This is a genomic window from Jeotgalicoccus nanhaiensis (genome assembly GCF_015235105.1).
GTDB classification, from domain to species: Bacteria; Bacillota; Bacilli; order Staphylococcales; family Salinicoccaceae; genus Jeotgalicoccus; species Jeotgalicoccus nanhaiensis.
Window position 1 is genome coordinate 1 of the sequence record NZ_JADGLW010000001.1, and the last position, 19,817, is coordinate 19,817.

Genomic DNA, 19,817 nt, shown 5'->3' on the forward strand with positions numbered 1-19,817 from the left:
AGTACATTAATTATTATAATAAATATAGAATCAAGACAAAATTAAAAGGCATGTCTCCTGAACAATTCAGGAAACATACCTTGAAATCAGCCTAAATCCAAAAGTTCAACTTTTGGGTAGCACGTCACTTTGTGCGGCTCTTTTTAACTTGCTTTAATATCCAGTTTTTCATAAACTTTGACAAGTTTCTTAAGGAGAACTTTCCAGTCGCGGTTTTCAACAACCCACTCGCGGGCAGATTCTCCGATTGCTTCATTATTCAAAACACTGATGACTGCTTCTTCAAACGATTGCTGATTATCTGCTTTAAAGTAAACACCGTTGACCTGATCAATCACCATTTCCTTCAGTGCATTAACATCGCTCACAATGACTCGTTTACCCATGGCCATAGCTTCATACGTTTTAATTGGCGTTACCAATTGACAAACGAGTTTGTCTAGACGCGGAAACGGTGCAATATCGATTACAGAATAATAATCTTTTACTGTCTCGAAAGGCACTTTGCCTGTAAAAATAATATCCTCACTCAGGTTTTGGTCAAGGACTTTTCTCTGCAAAGCTGCGCGGTGCTGTCCATCTCCTACGACTAAAAATTTAAATCGTCTGTTATAATGATTCTTTTTATTTAGCGATTGAATTGTATCAATAATCAATTCTATGCCTTCATAATTCGTTATTGAACCAATAAAACCTAACACGATACTATCATCAAGCTGGTATCTTTTAATAAGATTTTCTGACTTTTCTAACGGTGAAAGCTTTTTCGAATCCACTCCGTTAGGCAGCACAGTAATTTTTTCTGCAGGAATTCCTTTTAATATCAAATACTCTCTTAAACTTTCACTGATAACAATGACCTCGTCAGCAAGCTGACAGCAGAGTACTTCATAATGTTCCTGCATATTAAAACGGTCGGAGTTAAGGAACTCAGGCACTTTTGAGGTCTGGGTATGATGCCACATTCCTCTTACTTCGTAAATGGTTTTAATATTCAACTGATTCCCCAGCTGAAGCGCAGGCATAGCATTTTGAAAATTGGAGGCCGCATGGATAACTGCCGGCTTTTCCTTCAGTACTATTTTTAACAGTTCATCCCTGTAAACATTAAAGTACTTTCTTAACGGTGTCCGGTTTGTTAAATATTTATCTGAGCGGTCAATATAATATGTTCTGTAGTCCCCATCATCCAATCCAGGTTTTTCATAGTTTTCATGTTCGGGAGACCAGCCCAGTCTGGAAGTTGCAACTGGTCTGTAACCATACTTTTGAACTCTCGATACTATTTCATTGGTCCGTATTGTATAACCGTTGACTGCAGGCATTGCTTTATTTAGTACAAACAGAATCGACTTACCGTCATCTTGATATTTTAAATCCTCTGGGAGTGCCTCAGCTTCCCAGTCAGAATGCGACAGCTGATATTCCTGTTCCGCCATTAAAAATTCTCCCGGGTATACTCTGGAAGGAAAATGTTTTCTCATTTCAATCAGCTTGTTATAACGTTCATCTATATTCCCCATAACATGATTCACTCTGATGAGGGCACGTAGAACATCTGCATTTATTGATTTAATTTTATAGGCTGCTTCTGCATGCGACAAAGAAGCTTTATACATTTTTAAATTAAACAGGTACATTGAAAGATTTATATGTATTTTCAGTTGTTTTTCTGCATTATTTTTATTAAGAATCTCATTCAGTTTCTCTGTGTCGCCTTCTGTAGCATAGAATCTTGCCAGTATATATGAGTGGTTCTGTTTATTCTCAGCACTTTTTTCAAGATAGCTAAAAATATAGATAGGTAAGTTATAACGTTTATTAACACGCTGCAGCTGATTAATTACCGCATTATAAATACGGCGTTTTTCACGTGTATTAAAATTATTATAAACAAATTCATCTGTTACTGTCCGTGTTCCCTCATCCAAAAATAGTGTAGCACTATGAAATACACTTTCCAGACGTTTGTCTGTCTTAAACAGCTTTTTGATACGAGCATCCTCAAAGTTAAGATGACCGTCTAGTATTAATCTCCGTAAACTCATAATATGCTGTGCGTTCAGAGTGACGTCTGGCAGCAGTTTGAAAATATTTTGCATAAGCATTTTGGTGCCCTTGCCGAAATGATAATAATTCAACAGATTTTGCAAACGTTCAGATTTCTTATCTTTGTAATTTAAATCAAAATCTAAAGTATCCAGTGCAATCGGATCTATGTATTTAAGCAGTTTGTCATTGCGATTTACATAATCTACAAATAAATCGTTTAATTCACCAAGATGACGGTCTGCAAGAAAGTAATTATTGATAACCAAAACATAGCCTAAATCATGCATGTTTTCATCTGTCTGATCTATTGCAGCTTTGATTGCTTCCAGTGGAGAATCCGTATCCACACCTTCTAAGATATTTTCACGATAATTGGACCAGGAATACTGATAGAACAAATCGTCTTTTTCCTGGTGATACAACTCTTCGAGATCAGTTTTATTTTTTTCTGTAACATCAATCATTTTTTCAATCAGCTGGTACTTATTGTTTTTTAACAAATTACGGACAAGGATTTCCTGCTGATCTGCAGAGAGTTTGCCGAGCACATCATAGCCGGCACTTGCAATTTTCTCAATCTCGTCAAATCGTTTCAAATTATAGTACAGCTTTGTTTTAAAAGGAACGAGTGCCTTATTGCGGTCGTTCGCCACCATTTCAAGAGACCCTTTGTAATTCTTTTCATGACGTAAAATAAGTGCTTTTAAATATGCTTCATAGTCATTCTGAAGGCGCATATGGTCTATTAAATCCATCAGCGTTAAATGCTCCGATTTACGGAGAAAATAACTAAGACCGGGCTCAGCTTTTCCAACTTTCTTAGTCAGGCTCAGTTTCAGAATATGTCTTGAGACGACAGGCATATTATATTTTAATGTTACGTATGAAATAATTCCTTGCAGGTATCTCATGGGCAATTCTCCTAATGTCTAATCTAAAATGAACTAGTTCTCCATATTACATATATTCCTACTAATTTACCATACTATTTACAAACTGAATATCTGAAAAACGATACCGAACATCATAAACAGAAACAAGAGCGTACCGATAGCAACACTGTTCATATTTATTTTTTCTTTCGGCAGATCTAAATGCTGGCTCGCCTTCATCTGCTCACCGACCATTTTATCTTTATATTCTATCTGCTCATCTTTGGTCAGATTTTTATACTGGTTAACAAATTCGGCATAGCTTTTAACAACATCTTTCATTTCACCGAACTGTTTCATTTCGCCGTACTGCACCCAGACTGCCTTATTGCAGAACTGTCTAATCTGTCCGGTTGCATGGGAGACAAAGAAAATCGTCTTGCCCTGCTCCTGGAAGTCGCGCATGCGGTCGATACATTTATTGGCGAAAGTTTCGTCTCCGACCGATAATGCTTCATCGACAATTAAAATATCGGGATCGGTATGAATCGCAATGGCAAAACCCAGTCTCGACTTCATACCGCTCGAGTAGTTTTTAATCGGCTGCTTGATGAATTCACCGAGTTCGCTGAATTTCAAAATATCATCGTAACGGTCTGCAATCTGCTTTTCACTTAAGCCGTGCATCAGACACTTGATACGGATATTCTCTTCGCCAGTCAATTCCTGGTTCAGCCCCGCACTGATCGCAATTAAGGAAGTACGTCCATTAATATGAATTTTACCTTTGGACGGGACTGTCGCTTCAGCAATTAAATCTGACAACGTAGTTTTACCGGAACCGTTTAATCCCAATATACCCACAGAATCCCCTGCATTAACTTCAAAATCGATATCTCTTAAGGCATAAAAGGGTTTTGCCTTATAAAGTTTACCGAAAGTCAGCAATGATAATACTTTTGCGATACGGTTTCTATTAATATCATATATTTTAGAGACGTTCTCTACTTTAACTTTATACATAATTATCCACCTTTATAGGTAATCCACCAGTCTGTCTTTATAGCGGTAATGCACCTGTACTCCTATAAAGAACAGGAAGAGCGTAATCGACCAGAAGAAGATATGGTCGGAAACATCACCGTAAAAAGCCGGACCGTCAAATATCAGAGCATATCTGAAAGTCATTAAAAGATATGCAAACGGATTAAATTCTATGATTGTCGCCATAATAGGCGGTCTGCCTTCAACTTCCCAAAATATTGGCGTAATGAAGAAGAACATTCTCATCACATTTTGCTGCACATTTCTTAAATCCCTTATCAGTATATTTACAGAAGACATAATTAAAGAAATACTGTATGTAAATACAATTGTAGCGAACATAAAGTAAAAATATACTAAGTAGTGTGCTGGTTCAGAATACCCATTTACTACACTAATAATTAAAACTATCAATGACATAATACTGAAAGTAACAATATTATTCGCCATCGACATGGACAACAATATACTAGATGGAAATTTCATTTTAGTAACAAGTCCAATTTGACTGCTGATAGCATTTGATGCCGAGTTTATACAACCTTGTATAAAACCAAACGCAAAAATACCCGTTATCAGGTAAACCAGGAAGGGTACGTTCTGCACATCGCCCCGGTCTCCCCTTAAGCCGAGTCCGAAAATCACATAGAAGACTCCGACCTGGGCTGCCGGCATCAATATCGCCCACAGTATACCCAAATAATGGTTTGCATACTGCGCCTTAATATTATAGAGACTTAATTTCCAGATTAAATGAAGGTTCTCAAAGTTTTCTTTTAACAAAGCAAGGACGTTTTTCATTATGTAAGCTCCAATTTATAATTTCGAAATTAATTATACGCTTAAATTAAATAAGTGTCACTATACAATAGCGACACTTATTCTTTATAGCTCTATCATATTCTTCTCAGAGAGTTCAGTCAAAGACATTTCGAGCGCATATTTCACGTGTTCGATATGCAGCCCGCCCTGGGCATACACTGTGTACGGCGCTCTGATCGGTCCGTCTGCCGACAGTTCAAGAGAAGCACCTTGCACAAAGGTTCCCGCAGCCATAATAACAGGATTCTGATAGCCCGGGATTAAATCCGGAATCGGCATGAAGCGCGCATTTACCGGACTTGCTTTTTGAATCATCTGAGTGAATGTTATCATTTCTTCTTCATTATTAAACGATACACTCTGAATTAAGTCCGTACGCTCTTCTGTATATCTCGGTGAGGGTTTCATATTTAACTTTTCAAAAACATAGCTCATTAACAGCGCACCGTTAATAGATTCCATGACCGTATGCGGCGCCATAAAGAAGCCCTGGTACATATCAGTCAATGCATTCAGGCTCGCACCCATTTCCTTGCCGACACCCGGCACTGTTAAACGGTAGCTTACGCGCTCAACAAGTTTTTCTCTGCCTGCAACGTAACCGCCCATCTTGGCAATACCGCCGCCCGGGTTTTTAATGAGCGAGCCTGCCATTATATCAGCACCTGCTTCCAGCGGTTCTCTCGTTTCCGCGAACTCACCGTAGCAGTTATCCACGAATACGATAATATTCGGGTGTTTTTCTTTTATCGTTTGTATAACCGCTTCTATTTGACCGACGTTCATCGATTTACGGTGTGAGTAGCCTCTAGAACGCTGGATGCCAATCATTTTTGTTTTTTCTGTAATTGATGACAGTATGCTTTTTGTATCGAACTGATCATCTTTTAAATCAACTGTATTAAATTCAACACCCATTTCTTTCAGGCTGCCGATATCATCTTCTGTGGTGCCGATTACTTTCTCAAGCGTATCGTAAGGTGTTCCCGTAATATATAAGAGCTCATCGCCGTGCTTTAAAAGGCTCAGCAGGACCAGGCTGATCGCATGGGTTCCTGAAATAATCTGTGTTCTAACGAGCGCATCTTCCGCCTTAAACACATCTCTGTAGATCTCTTCCAGCTTATCCCGCCCGACATCGTCATAACCGTAACCTGTCGTGCCGCTGAAGTCGCTTTCTGTGACAGAGTGATTTGTAAAGGCTGTCATCACTTTTTTAAAGTTCTGATAGGCAATATCCTTATTCTTTTTATAATACGGCTGCAGCACTTCTTCTGCTTGTTCTATAATGCTGCAAATCTTTTCTTCATTATTCACGTTTGTCATCCTTCTTTACTATACGTTCTGCAAAATTGCCCTCGGGTTCAAACCCGCTGACTTTAACTTTCTCTTCATCAATCTTAAGTTCTTTAACGATGGTCTGTCTTTTTAATCTGTAAATCTTATCCTGTCTCGAGAGCGGAAGCTCCGCATCGTAGGCATCGAAATACTTCGTCATAAAGTTTTCGACATCCATTAATATATCCTCTGCCGGCATATTCATATTCACAAACTGATGCGGACTTGCCGGCAGCAGTCTTTTCTCATCATTTAAATCTGTTTTATTAAACAGAATCAGCTGCGGGATATCTTTCATGTTCAAGGAATCGATTAAATCCAGCACCGTATCGTACTGGCTCACAAGGTCCGGAGCATTATTATCGATTACATGAATAATGAAATCACTGTCCGCCGCTTCTTCGAGCGTCGACTTAAAACTTTCTATTAAAGTCGTCGGCAGTTTTTGGATAAAACCGACTGTATCCGATATAATGCACTGAAAGCCTGACGGAAGAACCATTTCCCGGGTCAGCGGATCCAGGGTCGCGAACAGCTTGTCTTCCTGCAGCGTTTCCGCATTCGTCAGCTTATTGAACAGCGTCGACTTGCCCGCGTTCGTATAACCGATCAGCGACACTTTCGTCACTTGATTCGAACGACGCTTGTCGCGGTATCTTAACCGGTGTTCTTCAATGACAGCGAGCTGCCTTTTAATATCCCGGATTCTTGTATTAATATGACGGCGGTCTGTTTCAAGCTTAGTTTCACCAGGACCTCTAGTCCCGATTCCCGCACCGAGCCTCGACAGGTTAATGCCCTGTCCTTTTAAGCGCGGCACCAGATATTCAAGCTGGGCCAGTTCCACCTGCAGCTTGCCTGCTTTTGACTGAGCTCTTAAGCTGAAAATATCGAGAATGACCTGCGTCCTGTCAATCACACTCGTATCCAGTATATTTTCTATAGTGCGGTTCTGGCTCGCCAGAATCTCATCGTTAACGATAGCGTAATCAATATCTTCATACTGCATTTTGACTTCTTCCAGAAAGCCGCTTCCCACATAGCTTTTTCTGTCTATCGATGTGCGGTTTTGAATATGCGTGCCGACAATCTCTATGCCGATGGACTCACTCAGCTCTTTAAGCTCGCGCACTTCCGACTCCACGTCTTTATTTTGTACAGTGTTCGTCGCAAGGATTATTCCAGTATGTGTCATATTCATGACAAACACCTCCGTTTTTTTCGTTTAATATTACAATATCATGTTTTAATCATATTAATAAGGCTATATTGTAGTATCAACTGTTGTATATAGAAAGTAAAGAAAGGAGGATCATAAGTGAAGGCAACTTTTTATGACCTCTCAGCGCAGGATGCAGACGGGAATCATATTGATATGAAGGACTTGGAAGGTAAAGTCGTTCTGATTGTCAATACAGCAAGTGAATGCGGTTTTAATAAACAGCTCGATGAGCTCGAAAAATTATACCGGAAATACCATGATATCGGTTTAGAGATTCTGGCATTTCCTTCAAATAACTTTATGAATCAGGAACCATGCTCAGCAACAGAAGCACGCGACCTTTACGGCAGAGAACACGGTGTTTCCTATACTGTAATGGAGAAAACCGATGTTAAGGGAGAAAATATTCATCCGCTGTTTAAATACTTAACCGAAGGGAAATCCGGCTTAATTACCAATTCGATTAAGTGGAATTTCACTAAATTTCTGGTTACCAGAGAAGGCAAAGTAGTTAAACGCTATCCCCCTCAAAAACCGCCGCACGACATCGAAGATGACGTTGAAAAATATTTAGCTGGATAAAGCGGAAAACAGCCGGACAGGAAGTCCGGCTGTTTTTTTACGCACGTATAAATGTACTGATTGCATGCTTATATATAATTTGAACTTTACCTTCTGAATCAAGTTCGACAACATACTTGTCGAAGCCGGTAATTTTCCCCTGCAGCTGGAAACCGTTCATTAAAAATACGGTAATTTCCTTCCCTGATTCTTTGTATTCCCCTAAAAACGAATCCTGCAAATTCATTTAATTCTCCCCTTTTGTTTGTAAGAATTGATATATATCTTTAATGATTATATCTGTATCTGTCTGCGCGATATCGTACCAGTGCACATCAAGCTGATTGCGGAAAAAAGTCAGCTGCCGCTTCGCATACTGCCGTGAATGAGCCTGAATGCGCTCCCTTACTTCAGCGAGTGATGCTTCCCCTTTAAAATACGGCAAAAACTCTTTGTAGCCGATTGCCTGTCCTGCTGTCTCAGACAGCTTCTGATTCTGCAATCCGCTCACTTCTTCCGCGAGACCGGTATTGAACATTGCCTCTACCCGTCTGTTAATGCGGTCGTATATCACACTTCTGTCTGCTGTGAGACCTATTAAGAATGTATCATATTTCGGCTTTTGTGTATACGCTTTCTTTTCTTTAACGCCAAGCTTTTCTTTAACCAACCTGCGGATAATCCTCTTCCGGTTATTTGGATGAATGCCGCTGTCAGGCACCAATTTTTCAAGCTCTGAAAACAGCTCTTCATTCGAGAACTTCTCATATTCTTCAGTCAGCCGGTCAATATCTTCCCGGTTTTCATCATTAAACTCATAGCCTTCAATCAGCGCTTTAATATAATGCCCGGTGCCGCCGACCAGCATAGGCAGTTTCCCGCGCCCTTCAATATCTGAAACAAGGTGTTCCACCTGACTTTGGAAGTCGGACACAGAAAATGTTTCATCCGGGTTTAAAATATCAATCATATGATGCGGAATACCGTCCATTTCATCCTCGGTAATTTTACCGGTGCCGATATCCATGCCTCTGTAAACCTGCATGGAATCGCCGCTGATAATTTCAGCCTTAAATTTTTTAGCGACAGCTATGGATAAGGCGGTCTTTCCGATAGCTGTCGGTCCGACTAAGATAAGCAATTTACTTTTCGACATATGTTTCCACCCATTTGACAATATTAGAATAAACCGCGCCTCTGTTTTCTTCAAACAGCACTTCGTGCCGCGCGTTCGGCACGAGCTCCATTTTCACGTTATTAAAATGGCGCTGCAGCCGCCAGTTTAAAAGTTCATAATCCCTGCCGAAATGCGAAAATGGATCATCCATGCCGCCGATTAATAAGTAAGGGATATCCCTGTATCTTTTAAGACACTTTGAAGAATCAACGTAGCGGATGTTTTTCAATATTTCAGCAAGTGCTCTTACACTCATCTTCTGGCCGGCATGCGGGTCGGTGTTATAGGCATGGATGTTGTCGTCATCCGCCGACAGCCAGCGGTTTTTAACAGTACCCTTAAAGTTGCCGTCATAGCCGAGAAACGATAATTTGTTAATCAGTCTCGACTTCGTGCCGGGGATTACCTTAGAGAGTCCCTGCATCAAGACGTGAGACAGCGTATCAGAAAAACGGACCTTGCTGCCGGTGCCGACAATAACACCCGCATCGTAGAGCTCTTCTTCAAGCAGTCTTCTGAGCAGAATGGAGCCCATAGAATGCCCGAGTCCGATATGCGGGAGATCCCCGGGCATGGACCGGCTGACAATTTTCGCATCTTCGAGCAGGTCTTCAAAAGAAGAGAAGTGGCCGAGATTGCTTAACTTCTCATCGCTGCCGTGGCCTCTGTGGTTATGAATAACACAGTGAATATCATTTAAGGCGAGATACATCAGAAACTCCTTGTAGCGTCCTTTATGATCGGCCATGCCGTGCAGGATTTGAATGCTCGCCTTCGGCTTTTTTGGCGCATAATGCGTCACTGAAATACTCCTGTCTTTATTTTTCATCGTACGGTTAATAATCTTCAATTTAAGCCCCCCTACTTCATAATCCGGTTAAACAGGCGTTCTATTTCATACGTCGTCATATGAATAATCACCGGCCGGCCGTGCGGGCAGGTGTACGGCGAAGCACATTTTCCGAGCTCTTCGAGCAGTGCTGCCATCTGGTTTTTATCGAGGTAATGATTCGCTTTAATCGACTGCTTGCAGCTCATCATAATGGACATTTCTTCCCGGTACTTATTCACATCGAAACGGTCCGTTTCTGTAATAAATTCAATTAAGTCATTGATATCCTCTTCCGGATTTTTTGCTTTGATCCAGGATGGATAACGGGCTACCGTGTACTGTTTAACACCGCTTTTTTCAATATCGAAACCGAGCGACTGCAGTTCGGTAAGCTTCTCATCGATAGTAATCACATCGTCAAAGCTGAATTCGAAAGTGTATGGGATTAAGAGCGGAATACCGTCGTCTTCCTTAATAATATTCGCGTAAATATATTCGTATTTAATGCGCTCTTGGGCAGCGTGCTGGTCCATGAGATACATACCTGTTTCGTTCTGCATAATAATATAAGTGCCGTGCAGCTGGCCGATAATTTCCAAGTAAGGCAATTTTTCTTTTTTCGGCAGCGGCTCTTTGTTAACGTAGGCAGGCGCATCTTTTGGTGCTGACTTTTTCGGTGTTGCCGGCGCTTCCTGGAAGGGATTCGTGTAAACCGGTTTTTGTTGAATCTGCTTTTGTTTCGGCCGCTCTTTAAACGTTTCCGGTGTTTGACGGACGGGCGGTGTGTAGCTGTCAATATGCTCCCTGATCTGTTCGTGGCGCACTGTAAAATCAATAGCTGTCTGTTCAGGCTTTTCACTTTTCGGCGTTTTATGTTCCACTTCCGGAATCAGTTCCGTTTCCATCAGGGCTTCTTTAACTGCTCTTTCGGTCAGTTTTAACAGTTCCGCTTCCTTCGACAGCTTCACTTCCACTTTCGACGGATGGACGTTGACATCGATCAGCTTCGGATCCATGGTGATATTTAAAAAGGCGAGCGGATACTTATCTTTCGGCTGCAGCGTATGATAGGCATTAATAATACTCTGAGACAGTTTAAAATGACGGACATGCCTGTGATTAATACTTAAATTAATATAATTGCGGCTGCTTCTTGTCACTTCGGGTCTCACGATATAACCTTCGAGTTTATAGTCCGGGCTTTCCGCTTGAACTTCGAGCGTGTTGCTCGAAACCTGGATGCCGTACAGAATGTTGATGACTTCTTTCAGGTTGCCGTTGCCGGTCGTTTTAAAGCGGTCCTTGCCGTCAAAAACCAGACGGAAGCTGACATCCGGATAATTTAAAGCCATCCGCTGCATAATATCGATAATTTTACCCGCTTCAGTGCGCAGATTTTTAATATATTTTAAGCGGGCCGGTGTATTAAAGAATAAGTCTTCAATTTCAATAATCGTCCCGCGTCGTTCGTGCCAGACGGTATCTTCATCATACTTCCCGCCGGCGTAAACAATTTTAAAAGGCGTTGAGTCATCCCGCATGCTCTCCAAAGTCACTTTGGCGACGGCACCGATACTGGCGAGGGCTTCCCCCCGGAAGCCGAGCGAACGGATTTCAAACAGCTCGTAAGCCGTATCGATTTTACTCGTTGCATGTCTTTCAAATAACAGGGTGCGGTCCTCATAATCGATGCCGCGGCCGTTGTCGATCACTTTAATCGACTCCATGCCGCTGTTTTTGATAAAGACTTCGATGACCGTAGAATGAGCGTCGAGCGAATTCTCAACAATTTCCTTGACGATGGAACTCGGACGCTCGACCACCTCGCCTGCTGCGATTTTGTTTTGTATATGAGCGGGCAGTACGTGTATCTGTCCCATTTTTTATTCCTCCCCGCGTGCTTGATTATGAAGCTTGTGCAGTGTGTTCAGCGCCTCCATCGGCGTCATATTATTTAAATCAAGCGATGTTAATTCGGCTAAGAGATTTGCTTCGTCTTTAGATACTGTTTCGCTGTCATCGAGCGGCAGCTCGAGCTGGAAGATATCATTCTGTGCCTTCTGAGGCGCTTCCTGTTTCCTGTTTTCAAATGAAGTCAGATAGTCTGCTGCAAGTTCTGTCACCCGGTCCGGCAGTTCTGCCAATTTCGCCACGTGAATGCCGTAGCTTTTTTCCACTGCTCCCGGTTTGACCTTGTGCAGGAAGACGAGCTTGCCGTCGTATTCCGTCGCTTTAACGTGAACGTTCCGGAGGCCCGGCAGCGTGTCCTCCAGATTCGTCAGTTCATGGTAGTGGGTCGAAAACAGCGTCTTCGCACCGATTTCATCGTGAATGTAAACGAGCATAGCCTGGGCGAGTGCCATGCCGTCATAAGTGCTCGTACCGCGGCCGATTTCATCGAATATAAGCAGCGAGTCTTTCGTCGCGTGCTGTAGCGCGGTATTAGCTTCCATCATTTCAATCATAAAGGTCGATTTGCCGCTCGATAAGTCGTCGCTTGCCCCGATGCGTGTGTAAATCGCATCAAATATCGGCAGCTCAGCACTTGCTGCAGGCACCCTCATGCCAATCTGGGCCATAATAATAATGAGTGCCACCTGACGCATATAGGTCGACTTCCCGGACATATTCGGGCCGGTAATCAGATAAATAAAACTGTCATCGCTCATCGTAAGGTCGTTCGGCACATAAGTATTTTCATTCAGCATGCGCTCAACAATTGGATGCCGCGCATCTTTTAAGCTGATGGATTTGTCCTCTGTAAATTCCGGTGTCGTCAGATGGTAGTCGTTCGACACCAGGGCGAATGATATCAGCGTATCGAGCGTCGATATCTGCTCAGCCGTCTGCTGCAGGCGGGTAATATAAGCTATCATATCCGTTCTGAGTTCAGTGAACATATCGAATTCGAGCTTAATGCTGTCGTCTTCTGCTGTTAAAATCTGACTTTCCATTTCCTTCAGTTCCGGCGTGATAAAACGCTCGGCGTTGGTGAGCGTCTGCTTGCGGTTGTACTCAAATTTCTCCGCATCGAAGTTTACCGCCTGACCCTTGGAAATTTCGAGGTAGTAGCCGAATACTTTGTTAAAGCCAATTTTTAAGTTTTTAATGCCTGTGCGTTCTTTTTCCGTCTCGAGGTAATTGTTCAGCCAGGTACGTGCGTTGTTGCTGATATCGCGGAGTTTATCGAGTGCTTCATTGACACCGTCTTTAAAGATCTTTCCTTCGCGGATGGTTTTCGGCGGCGTGTCGGTAAGAACTACTAGGCGTTCATATGCATCTTCCAGGCTGTCGAAGTTTTGGAATGTTTTGTTGTCTGTCAGTTTTAGTGATTCAAGCACTGCTTTTAAGTCCGGCAGTCCATGTAGTGAATCGCGCAGCTGAACGAGATCTTTCACGTCGACGTTGTTAAAAGCAAGGCGGCCGACCAGCCGTTCGATATCGTATACGTGATTTAAAATACCGGACAGCTCTTCGCGTTCGGTAAAGTTGTCGATTAGAGTCGTCACAATATTCTGGCGGTTGACTATCTCCTGTTTTGAGACGAGCGGCCGCTCGATCAGTTTTCTGAGCTGGCGTTTCCCCATCGGTGTTTCCGTCCGGTTTAAGTACCAGAACAGCGACCCTTTTACTTTTTTAGTCTGAATGTTTTCTAAGAGCTCGAGGTTCGAAATCGCCGCATAGTTCAGTTTCATAAATGTATTAATCCGGTGTTTTTCCACCGTTTTTAAATGTTTCAGTTCCTGCATATTCTGTTTACGGATGTAGTTCAGGAGCAGGTTAATCGCCTGATGTTCATCGACATCCGCTTCGTAGTCGTAATCAGCCGGTTCATCCGCTTCAAATACTGTATAGAGCGGCGGATCGTTATAAATCCGGTGGATCAGCTGCTCGCTTTCTTTGTTTGTGACGAGCTCCCTTGCACCGAGTGTTTCTATTTCGCTTTTCAGCTCCGTTTCGTCATCGGTGCTGAAAGCAAATATTTCACCTGTTGAAATATCGGCGTAGCTGACTTCTGTTTTATCATTTTTTTCACAGAGTGCCAGAATAAAGTTGCTTGCACCGTCGTCCATACCGAAGTCATCGATTAAGGTTCCCGGTGTAATCACCCGGACCACTTCTCTTTTGACCATGCCTTTAACCGCTCTCGGATCTTCCATCTGCTCGCAGATCGCCACTTTAAAGCCGTTTTCGATCAGCTTTGCGATATAGTTTCGCGCAGAATGGTACGGCACGCCGCACATCGGTATCGGATCCTTGCTTTTATCGCGTGAAGTTAATGTAATTTCGAGCACTTTTGCAGCCGTGACTGCATCGTCGTAAAACAGCTCGTAAAAGTCTCCCAGTCTGAATAAAAGCAAGCTGTCCGGATGATTATCTTTAATTGAAAAATACTGTTTCATCATCGGTGTTGGTTCCCGCATCTTAACACTTCCTAAATTAATCTTGTCGTATTATTATAACATGCACGAACGCTTATATCCGCAGTAAGACCCCGTGTTTTTCCAATTGTTTTAAGATGATGTAGGACGTAATGGCGCCGATTAGACTCGATACTAAGAAAGCTGCTGCGACCACTGTGAAAATTTGTGCATCGAGTTCAAGGATGATAATCAGCGGGTAAAGGCTGAGCGCACCGATGACGCCGGTGCCGATGATTTCGCCGAGGGCCGCAAGCGACAGCTTTTTAGAGTATTTGTAGAGCAGCCAGGCGGCGAGCGCGCCGATCATACTGCCGGGATAAGCGAAGACGGTGCCCGTGCCGAATAGAATTCTGATCGTCGATGAGATAAAAGCCTGGACGATAACCCAGGGGCCGGTGAGTACCGCACCGAGTACGTTGATCAGGTGCTGCATGGGCGCCGCGCGGATAATGCCGATCGGAATAGTGACTAGCGTACTTAAAATAACGTTTAAAGCGACAAAAGCTGCGGTGAATGTCATGTTTTTAATTAATTTGTTGATGGTGGTGCCTCCTATTTGAATTATTGGTGATGGAATGTGTGGCTTGATGCGTTGGCGTGACGGAAGCTCATGTATACGAAAGGCGCGGTGCGTTGGCATGACGGGTGCTCATGTATACGAAAGGCGCGATGCGTTGGCGTGACGGGCGCTCATGTATACGAAAGGCGCGATGCGTTGGCGTGACGGGCGCTCATGTATACGAAAGGCGCGGTGCGTTGACATGACGGAAGCTCATGTATACGAAAGACGCGATGCGTTGGCATGACGGGCGCTCATGTATACGAAAGGCGCGATGCGTTGGCGTGACGGAAGCTCATGTATACGAAAGGCGCGATGCGTTGATGTGACGAGTGCTCATGTATACGAAAGGCGCGATGCGTTGGCGTGACGGAAGCTCATGTATACGAAAGTCTCAATACGTCAACATACAAAAATGGCGCTGAAACACTCTATTATTCAGAGATTTCAACGCCATTCAATATGTAGATGATGCTTATTTAAACTGGTTCGGGTCGCGGTTTGGTCTGTTGCGGACTGCAGCGCCGGTTTCGCCCTGCATGAGGTCGCCGCCTGTTTGTTCGATAATTTCGCTTGTGACTGTTGAGCTGATTGCATGCGAGACCATCTGCAGCAGTTCGTTGACGCCTGCCTGTGATTCTTTGAACTGGTCAACGAGCGGCATTTCGTCTAATTCTTCTTCGATTTTAGCCAGTTTTTCTTCCGTCATTTTGTAGGCGCGTTCTTTGCCGTAGTTTTGGAAGTTTACAGCTTGCTGCTGCAGGCTTTTCAGGCTGGCCATTTTTTCGCGGATTTCCTGGTTTTCGTGAATCTTAGCTTCCGCTTTCTGGAAGAATTCAACCTGTTCTGTTTCCGCCATCATTTTACCGAGCTTTTTTGCTTCTTCTATTATTTCATCCTTAGTATACATTCGAAGTTCCACCTTTTAGTTGATATATACCATTCATTATATATGAAAGCCTTCATTTATTAAATGTAAATCTCCTGATTCATTTGTCAAAGTACAAAAATGCACACTCCGGCCCTGGAGTGTGCATAACGAATCTATGCCACTTCCCTACGCTGGCATAATCCAGATCAGGTAGTAAGAGTGTCTCTCAGCCTCAAAAAGGCACCTCCAGTGGTGTGCGGTATTTAATTGCTTCCATCATAACTGAACAGAAAGTGTTTGTAAATACAGTTCAGCCGCGTGACTCGTCTATTTACTGGTTGACCATGTCATAGTACTTGCCTTCCAAAGCAAGCAGCTCTTCTTCCGTTCCCGCTTCAAGCAGTTCCCCCTGCTCTAAAACGAAAATCCGGTCGACGGCTTTTATCGTGTTGAGGCGGTGGGCGATAATAATGCTCGTCCGCCCTTTCATCAGCCGCTCCAGCGATTCCTGGATTTTCAGTTCTGTAATCGTGTCGATGCTGGACGTTGCTTCATCGAGCAGCAGGATGGCAGGGTCTGTAATGAGCGCCCGCGCGATGGAGATCAGCTGCTTTTGGCCCTGCGAGATAAAGCCCTCATCTAAATCGAGCACCGTGTCGTAACCCTGCTCGAGCGTCATAATAAAGTCATGGGCATTGGCGACTTTCGCCGCTTCAATCACTTCATCGTCTGTCGCATTCATCCGGCCGTAGCGTATATTTTCACGGATGGTGGCTTCAAACAGGTACGGGTCCTGCAGCACGAAGGCCGTCTGTGAACGAATGTTAGTCCGGGAGTAATCTTTAATATCCTCCCCGTCGACTAAAATGCTGCCGTTATCCGTTTCGTAAAAGCGGGCTAAAAGCTGCATAACCGTCGTCTTACCGGCACCTGTCGCACCGATTAAAGCAACAGATTCGCCGGATGCGACTTCAAATGACAGATTTCTGATTGTCGGCACCTGCTGCTCCCTGCTGTAGGAGAAGGTGACGTCTTTAAATTCAATATGTCCCCGGAGTGTTTTATCAGTAATTTTACCTTCGTCAGCTTCCGCCGGCGTATCGAGTATCTGGAAAACACGTTCTGCACCTGCAATCGCCGACAGCACCTGGTTCAGCTGGTTGGACAGATCAGCGAGCGGACGGGTAAACTGGCGGGCGTATTCTGCAAAGACAACAATTGTTCCGACTGTAACAATACCGTTTGTCGTCAGCGCGAGAATCCCGCCGGCACCCGCGACAATGGTAAACGAAATGTTATTCAGCATATTCATGATTTTAGGAATAAAACCGGAATACAGATTCGCCCAAAAGGTCACTTCTCTTAAATTTTTGGCGCGCATTTCAAAGTTCCTGACCGCCCGTTCTTCCTGGGAGAATACTTTAACAATTTCCTGGCCGGAGACAATTTCTTCAATGTAGCCGTTCAGTTCGCCGGTGCGCCGCTGGCGCATTTTATACAGCGGGCCGGTGCGGTTCGTTATAAATCTGACACTGACAATTAAAATCGGGATAATCAGTGCTGTTAAAAAAGTCAGGAGCGGACTTAAGTACAGCATGACTGAAAAGGTGCCGAGCAGCGTGACAATACTCGTCGTAAACTGGATAAAGGACGAGTTCATCGTCTGAGACAGCGTTTCAATGTCGTTGGTCATCCGGCTCATTAATTCACCGTGCTGGCGTTTATCGTAAAAAGTCACCGGTAGCTCCTGCATATGTTCAAACAGATGATGACGCAAATTGTAAATCGTCCGCTGCGACAAGCCGACCATCAGATAAGCCTGAATGAAGGTGGTCGCCGACAGGAGAACGTACGAGGCTAAGAGTATCATCAGCACTCTGAAGAGCCCGTCGAATTCCCGCGGTATAAAGTAATAATCGACGATTCGGCCGACGAGAAACGGTCCGACAATGCTGAGCAGACTCGTTACGACAACGAGTGAAATGATAAAGTACAGCCGTTTTCGCTCGCCGCGCATAAATTGCCAGATTCGTTTTAAGGTCTGACCCATGTTGTCCGCCTTATTTTTGTTTGATCGTTTGTTCTTGCCGATATCCTCTTTTGTAATAAGCCGTTCATGCCCGAAGGGGCGTGCAAAAAAGTTAGTCATCGAGATGCCCCCCTTTTTTCTGCGATTCGTAAATTTCTCTGTACAGCGCTGAAGTTTGCAGCAGCTCTTCATGGCTGCCGAGGGCGGAAATTTCACCGTCATCTAGGAGCAGCACCCGGTCCGCCTGTTCGGCAGTGGATATTTTCTGCGTAATGACGATGCGGGTCACATTTTCGCCTGCGAGCGCATCCCACAAATTATTCTCCGTCCGCACGTCAAGTGCTGATGTCGAATCATCCAATATTAGAATCGACGGTTTTCTGACAAGCGCGCGAGCGATTGACAAACGCTGCTTCTGCCCGCCTGACAGCGTAACTCCCATCTGGCCGACCGGTGTTTCGTAAGTCTCATCAAAATTCATAATATTATCGTGAATCTGCGCTTTTTCAGATGACATAAAGACATCTTCTTCTTCAGCGTGCAGATTTCCCCAGAGCAGATTATCGTAAATACTGCCGGTAAAAAGCACTGCGCGCTGCGGCACGTAGCCGATTGTCTGCCGGAGGTCAGCAGTATTCCAGTCGAGTACATTTTTACCGTTGACAGTCACGACGCCGTCAGTCGGATCATACATATTCGGGATGAGACTGATCAGTGAACTTTTACCTGAACCGGTCCCGCCCATAATGACAAAGTTTTCATTATCATGTATTTCAAATGAAACATTTTTCAGCACGTAACGGCTGGTGTGCGGATATTTAAAGGATACCTTGTCGAATTTAACGGTGCCTTCGCTGTCTGCCGCTTCGTAGGTGTTTTTATCCTCCACAGCTACCGGAGCATGCAGGATTTCACTGATGCGGTCACTGCTCGCCTTGGCACGTGAAGTTGCAATAATTAGAAAGGCAAACATTGAAAATCCGCCCTGCATGCGTAGTGCATAGTTAATAACCGCAACGATTTCCCCGACCGCAACCTCGTTTGTCTTGAGGAGGTCGGAAGCGACCCAGAGCACGAGGAGCAGACTGCCGTTCATAATTAAAAGCAGCACCGGCAAAATGGACTCCATCAGCCGGAGAGCAAATATCGTGTCGTTTCGCAATTTCGCTGCGACTTTGGCAAACTTTCCAGTTTCGTATTCTCCTGAGTCGTTGGCTTTTATCAGTCTGACCGCTTCTAAATTCTGCTGGATAAAACGGTTAATTCTGTCGAGCCAATGCTGGACGCGGAGGAAGACCTGTGCCCCTTTTCTCGCTGTGAAAAAAAGAAAGATAACGAGTATCGGCGTCAGCATTGATAAATACAGGCCGAGCGTCGGATTGACGAGGAAAGACATGACGAGCGAACCGATGACGAGCAGCGGTGCGCGGAGCAGAATGCGGAGACTCATAAAGAGCAGCATCTCCGTCTGCAGCACGTCCTGCGTCATCCGGGTGATCAGACTTGATGTTGAAAAACGCGATAAGGTGGCGAGCGTAAAATTCTGAACCCGCTTAAAGATTGCGAGCCGCAGATCGTAGCCGAACATATTTGTTAAATGGCTGGTAAAATATGTATTAAATATACCTGCAAACAGTGCAATCAGCGACACTGCGAACATAATCAGCAGGTAAAATATAACATTGTCGACGCTGTTGATCATAATTCCGTTGTCGATGACCTGCTGAATAAACAGCGGCTGGATCAGTTCGACGATGAGCTCAATAAACATGAAAAATAAAGCAATAACGATCATCCATTTGTAGTTCATGGCATAACGGTAAACTGTAATCATTGTAAAACCATCCTTTGTTTCTGTGACGTAAGTGCCTGAGTGTGACAAATCTCTTTTGATTATATTCTTTCGAAATCCGAATTAATTATATTATGCCACAAAAGTGACATAATTTTCACTAAACTTGAACCGGATTTGATATTTTTATTGCTGGACGGAAAAAACGGGCGCATTTTTCGT

The 19,817-nt window shown here is 43.8% G+C and carries 16 protein-coding genes and 1 riboswitch; of the genes, 2 read left to right on the forward strand and 14 right to left on the reverse strand.

What is annotated here, in order from left to right:
* The first annotated feature begins 5 nt into the window (after nucleotides 1-5).
* The gene (locus IR135_RS00005; protein ID WP_416212699.1) at nucleotides 6-95 is read left to right on the forward strand and encodes an IS3 family transposase; all 90 of its coding nucleotides are present in this window, start codon (nucleotides 6-8) and stop codon (nucleotides 93-95) included.
* A 48-nt stretch (nucleotides 96-143) separates the two neighbouring features.
* On the opposite strand, the gene IR135_RS00010 is transcribed toward IR135_RS00005, so the two are convergent.
* The 5 genes from IR135_RS00010 to hflX all read right to left on the reverse strand — a co-directional run bounded on the left by IR135_RS00010 (nucleotide 144) and on the right by hflX (nucleotide 7,329).
* A complete protein-coding gene (locus tag IR135_RS00010) occupies nucleotides 144-2,963 on the reverse strand; it encodes a glycosyltransferase family 4 protein (protein ID WP_135095584.1) in 2,820 nt (939 codons plus the stop codon).
* 78 nt (nucleotides 2,964-3,041) lie between these two features.
* The gene (locus tag IR135_RS00015) at nucleotides 3,042-3,950 is read right to left on the reverse strand and encodes an ABC transporter ATP-binding protein (protein ID WP_135095586.1); all 909 of its coding nucleotides are present in this window, start codon (nucleotides 3,948-3,950) and stop codon (nucleotides 3,042-3,044) included.
* A gap of 9 nt (nucleotides 3,951-3,959) precedes the next feature.
* Nucleotides 3,960-4,769, reverse strand: a complete 810-nt coding sequence (locus tag IR135_RS00020; protein WP_135095588.1) for an ABC transporter permease — start codon at nucleotides 4,767-4,769, stop codon at nucleotides 3,960-3,962.
* Nucleotides 4,770-4,853: 84 nt separating this feature from the next.
* A complete protein-coding gene (locus IR135_RS00025) occupies nucleotides 4,854-6,116 on the reverse strand; it encodes an aminotransferase class I/II-fold pyridoxal phosphate-dependent enzyme (RefSeq protein WP_135095590.1) in 1,263 nt (420 codons plus the stop codon).
* A complete protein-coding gene (gene hflX, locus IR135_RS00030; RefSeq protein ID WP_135095592.1) occupies nucleotides 6,100-7,329 on the reverse strand; it encodes a GTPase HflX in 1,230 nt (409 codons plus the stop codon). The genes IR135_RS00025 and hflX overlap by 17 nt, the downstream gene beginning before the upstream one ends.
* Nucleotides 7,330-7,446: 117 nt before the next feature.
* On the opposite strand from hflX, the gene IR135_RS00035 reads away from it, so the two are divergent.
* A complete protein-coding gene (locus IR135_RS00035; protein ID WP_318272178.1) occupies nucleotides 7,447-7,932 on the forward strand; it encodes a glutathione peroxidase in 486 nt (161 codons plus the stop codon).
* Between the two features lie 37 nt (nucleotides 7,933-7,969).
* On the opposite strand, the gene hfq is transcribed toward IR135_RS00035, so the two are convergent.
* The 9 genes from hfq to IR135_RS00080 form a co-directional block, all read right to left on the reverse strand.
* Nucleotides 7,970-8,158 carry an RNA chaperone Hfq gene (gene hfq, locus IR135_RS00040; RefSeq protein ID WP_135095594.1) on the reverse strand — a complete coding sequence of 63 codons (189 nt, stop codon included), beginning with the start codon at nucleotides 8,156-8,158 and terminating at the stop codon, nucleotides 7,970-7,972.
* The gene (miaA, locus tag IR135_RS00045; RefSeq protein WP_135095596.1) at nucleotides 8,159-9,067 is read right to left on the reverse strand and encodes a tRNA (adenosine(37)-N6)-dimethylallyltransferase MiaA; all 909 of its coding nucleotides are present in this window, start codon (nucleotides 9,065-9,067) and stop codon (nucleotides 8,159-8,161) included. It lies immediately after the preceding gene.
* Complete coding sequence (locus tag IR135_RS00050; RefSeq protein WP_135095598.1) at nucleotides 9,054-9,938, reverse strand: alpha/beta hydrolase; 885 nt, start codon at nucleotides 9,936-9,938, stop codon at nucleotides 9,054-9,056. The genes miaA and IR135_RS00050 overlap by 14 nt, the downstream gene beginning before the upstream one ends.
* 11 nt (nucleotides 9,939-9,949) lie before the next feature.
* On the reverse strand, nucleotides 9,950-11,800 hold the full coding sequence (mutL, locus tag IR135_RS00055; protein WP_135095600.1) for a DNA mismatch repair endonuclease MutL: 1,851 nt from the start codon (nucleotides 11,798-11,800) through the stop codon (nucleotides 9,950-9,952).
* Between the two features lie 3 nt (nucleotides 11,801-11,803).
* A complete protein-coding gene (mutS, locus tag IR135_RS00060; protein ID WP_135095602.1) occupies nucleotides 11,804-14,344 on the reverse strand; it encodes a DNA mismatch repair protein MutS in 2,541 nt (846 codons plus the stop codon).
* A 52-nt stretch (nucleotides 14,345-14,396) separates the two neighbouring features.
* Nucleotides 14,397-14,864 carry an energy coupling factor transporter S component ThiW gene (thiW, locus tag IR135_RS00065; RefSeq protein ID WP_135095604.1) on the reverse strand — a complete coding sequence of 156 codons (468 nt, stop codon included), beginning with the start codon at nucleotides 14,862-14,864 and terminating at the stop codon, nucleotides 14,397-14,399.
* Between the two features lie 514 nt (nucleotides 14,865-15,378).
* Nucleotides 15,379-15,813, reverse strand: a complete 435-nt coding sequence (locus IR135_RS00070) for a RicAFT regulatory complex protein RicA family protein (protein WP_135095605.1) — start codon at nucleotides 15,811-15,813, stop codon at nucleotides 15,379-15,381.
* A 127-nt stretch (nucleotides 15,814-15,940) separates the two neighbouring features.
* Nucleotides 15,941-16,032, reverse strand: a riboswitch (TPP riboswitch).
* A gap of 73 nt (nucleotides 16,033-16,105) precedes the next feature.
* Nucleotides 16,106-17,923, reverse strand: coding sequence for an ABC transporter ATP-binding protein (locus tag IR135_RS00075; protein ID WP_135095607.1), 1,818 nt, complete (start codon nucleotides 17,921-17,923; stop codon nucleotides 16,106-16,108).
* Complete coding sequence (locus IR135_RS00080) at nucleotides 17,916-19,637, reverse strand: ABC transporter ATP-binding protein (protein ID WP_135095609.1); 1,722 nt, start codon at nucleotides 19,635-19,637, stop codon at nucleotides 17,916-17,918. The genes IR135_RS00075 and IR135_RS00080 overlap by 8 nt, the downstream gene beginning before the upstream one ends.
* Nucleotides 19,638-19,817 lie beyond the last annotated feature (180 nt).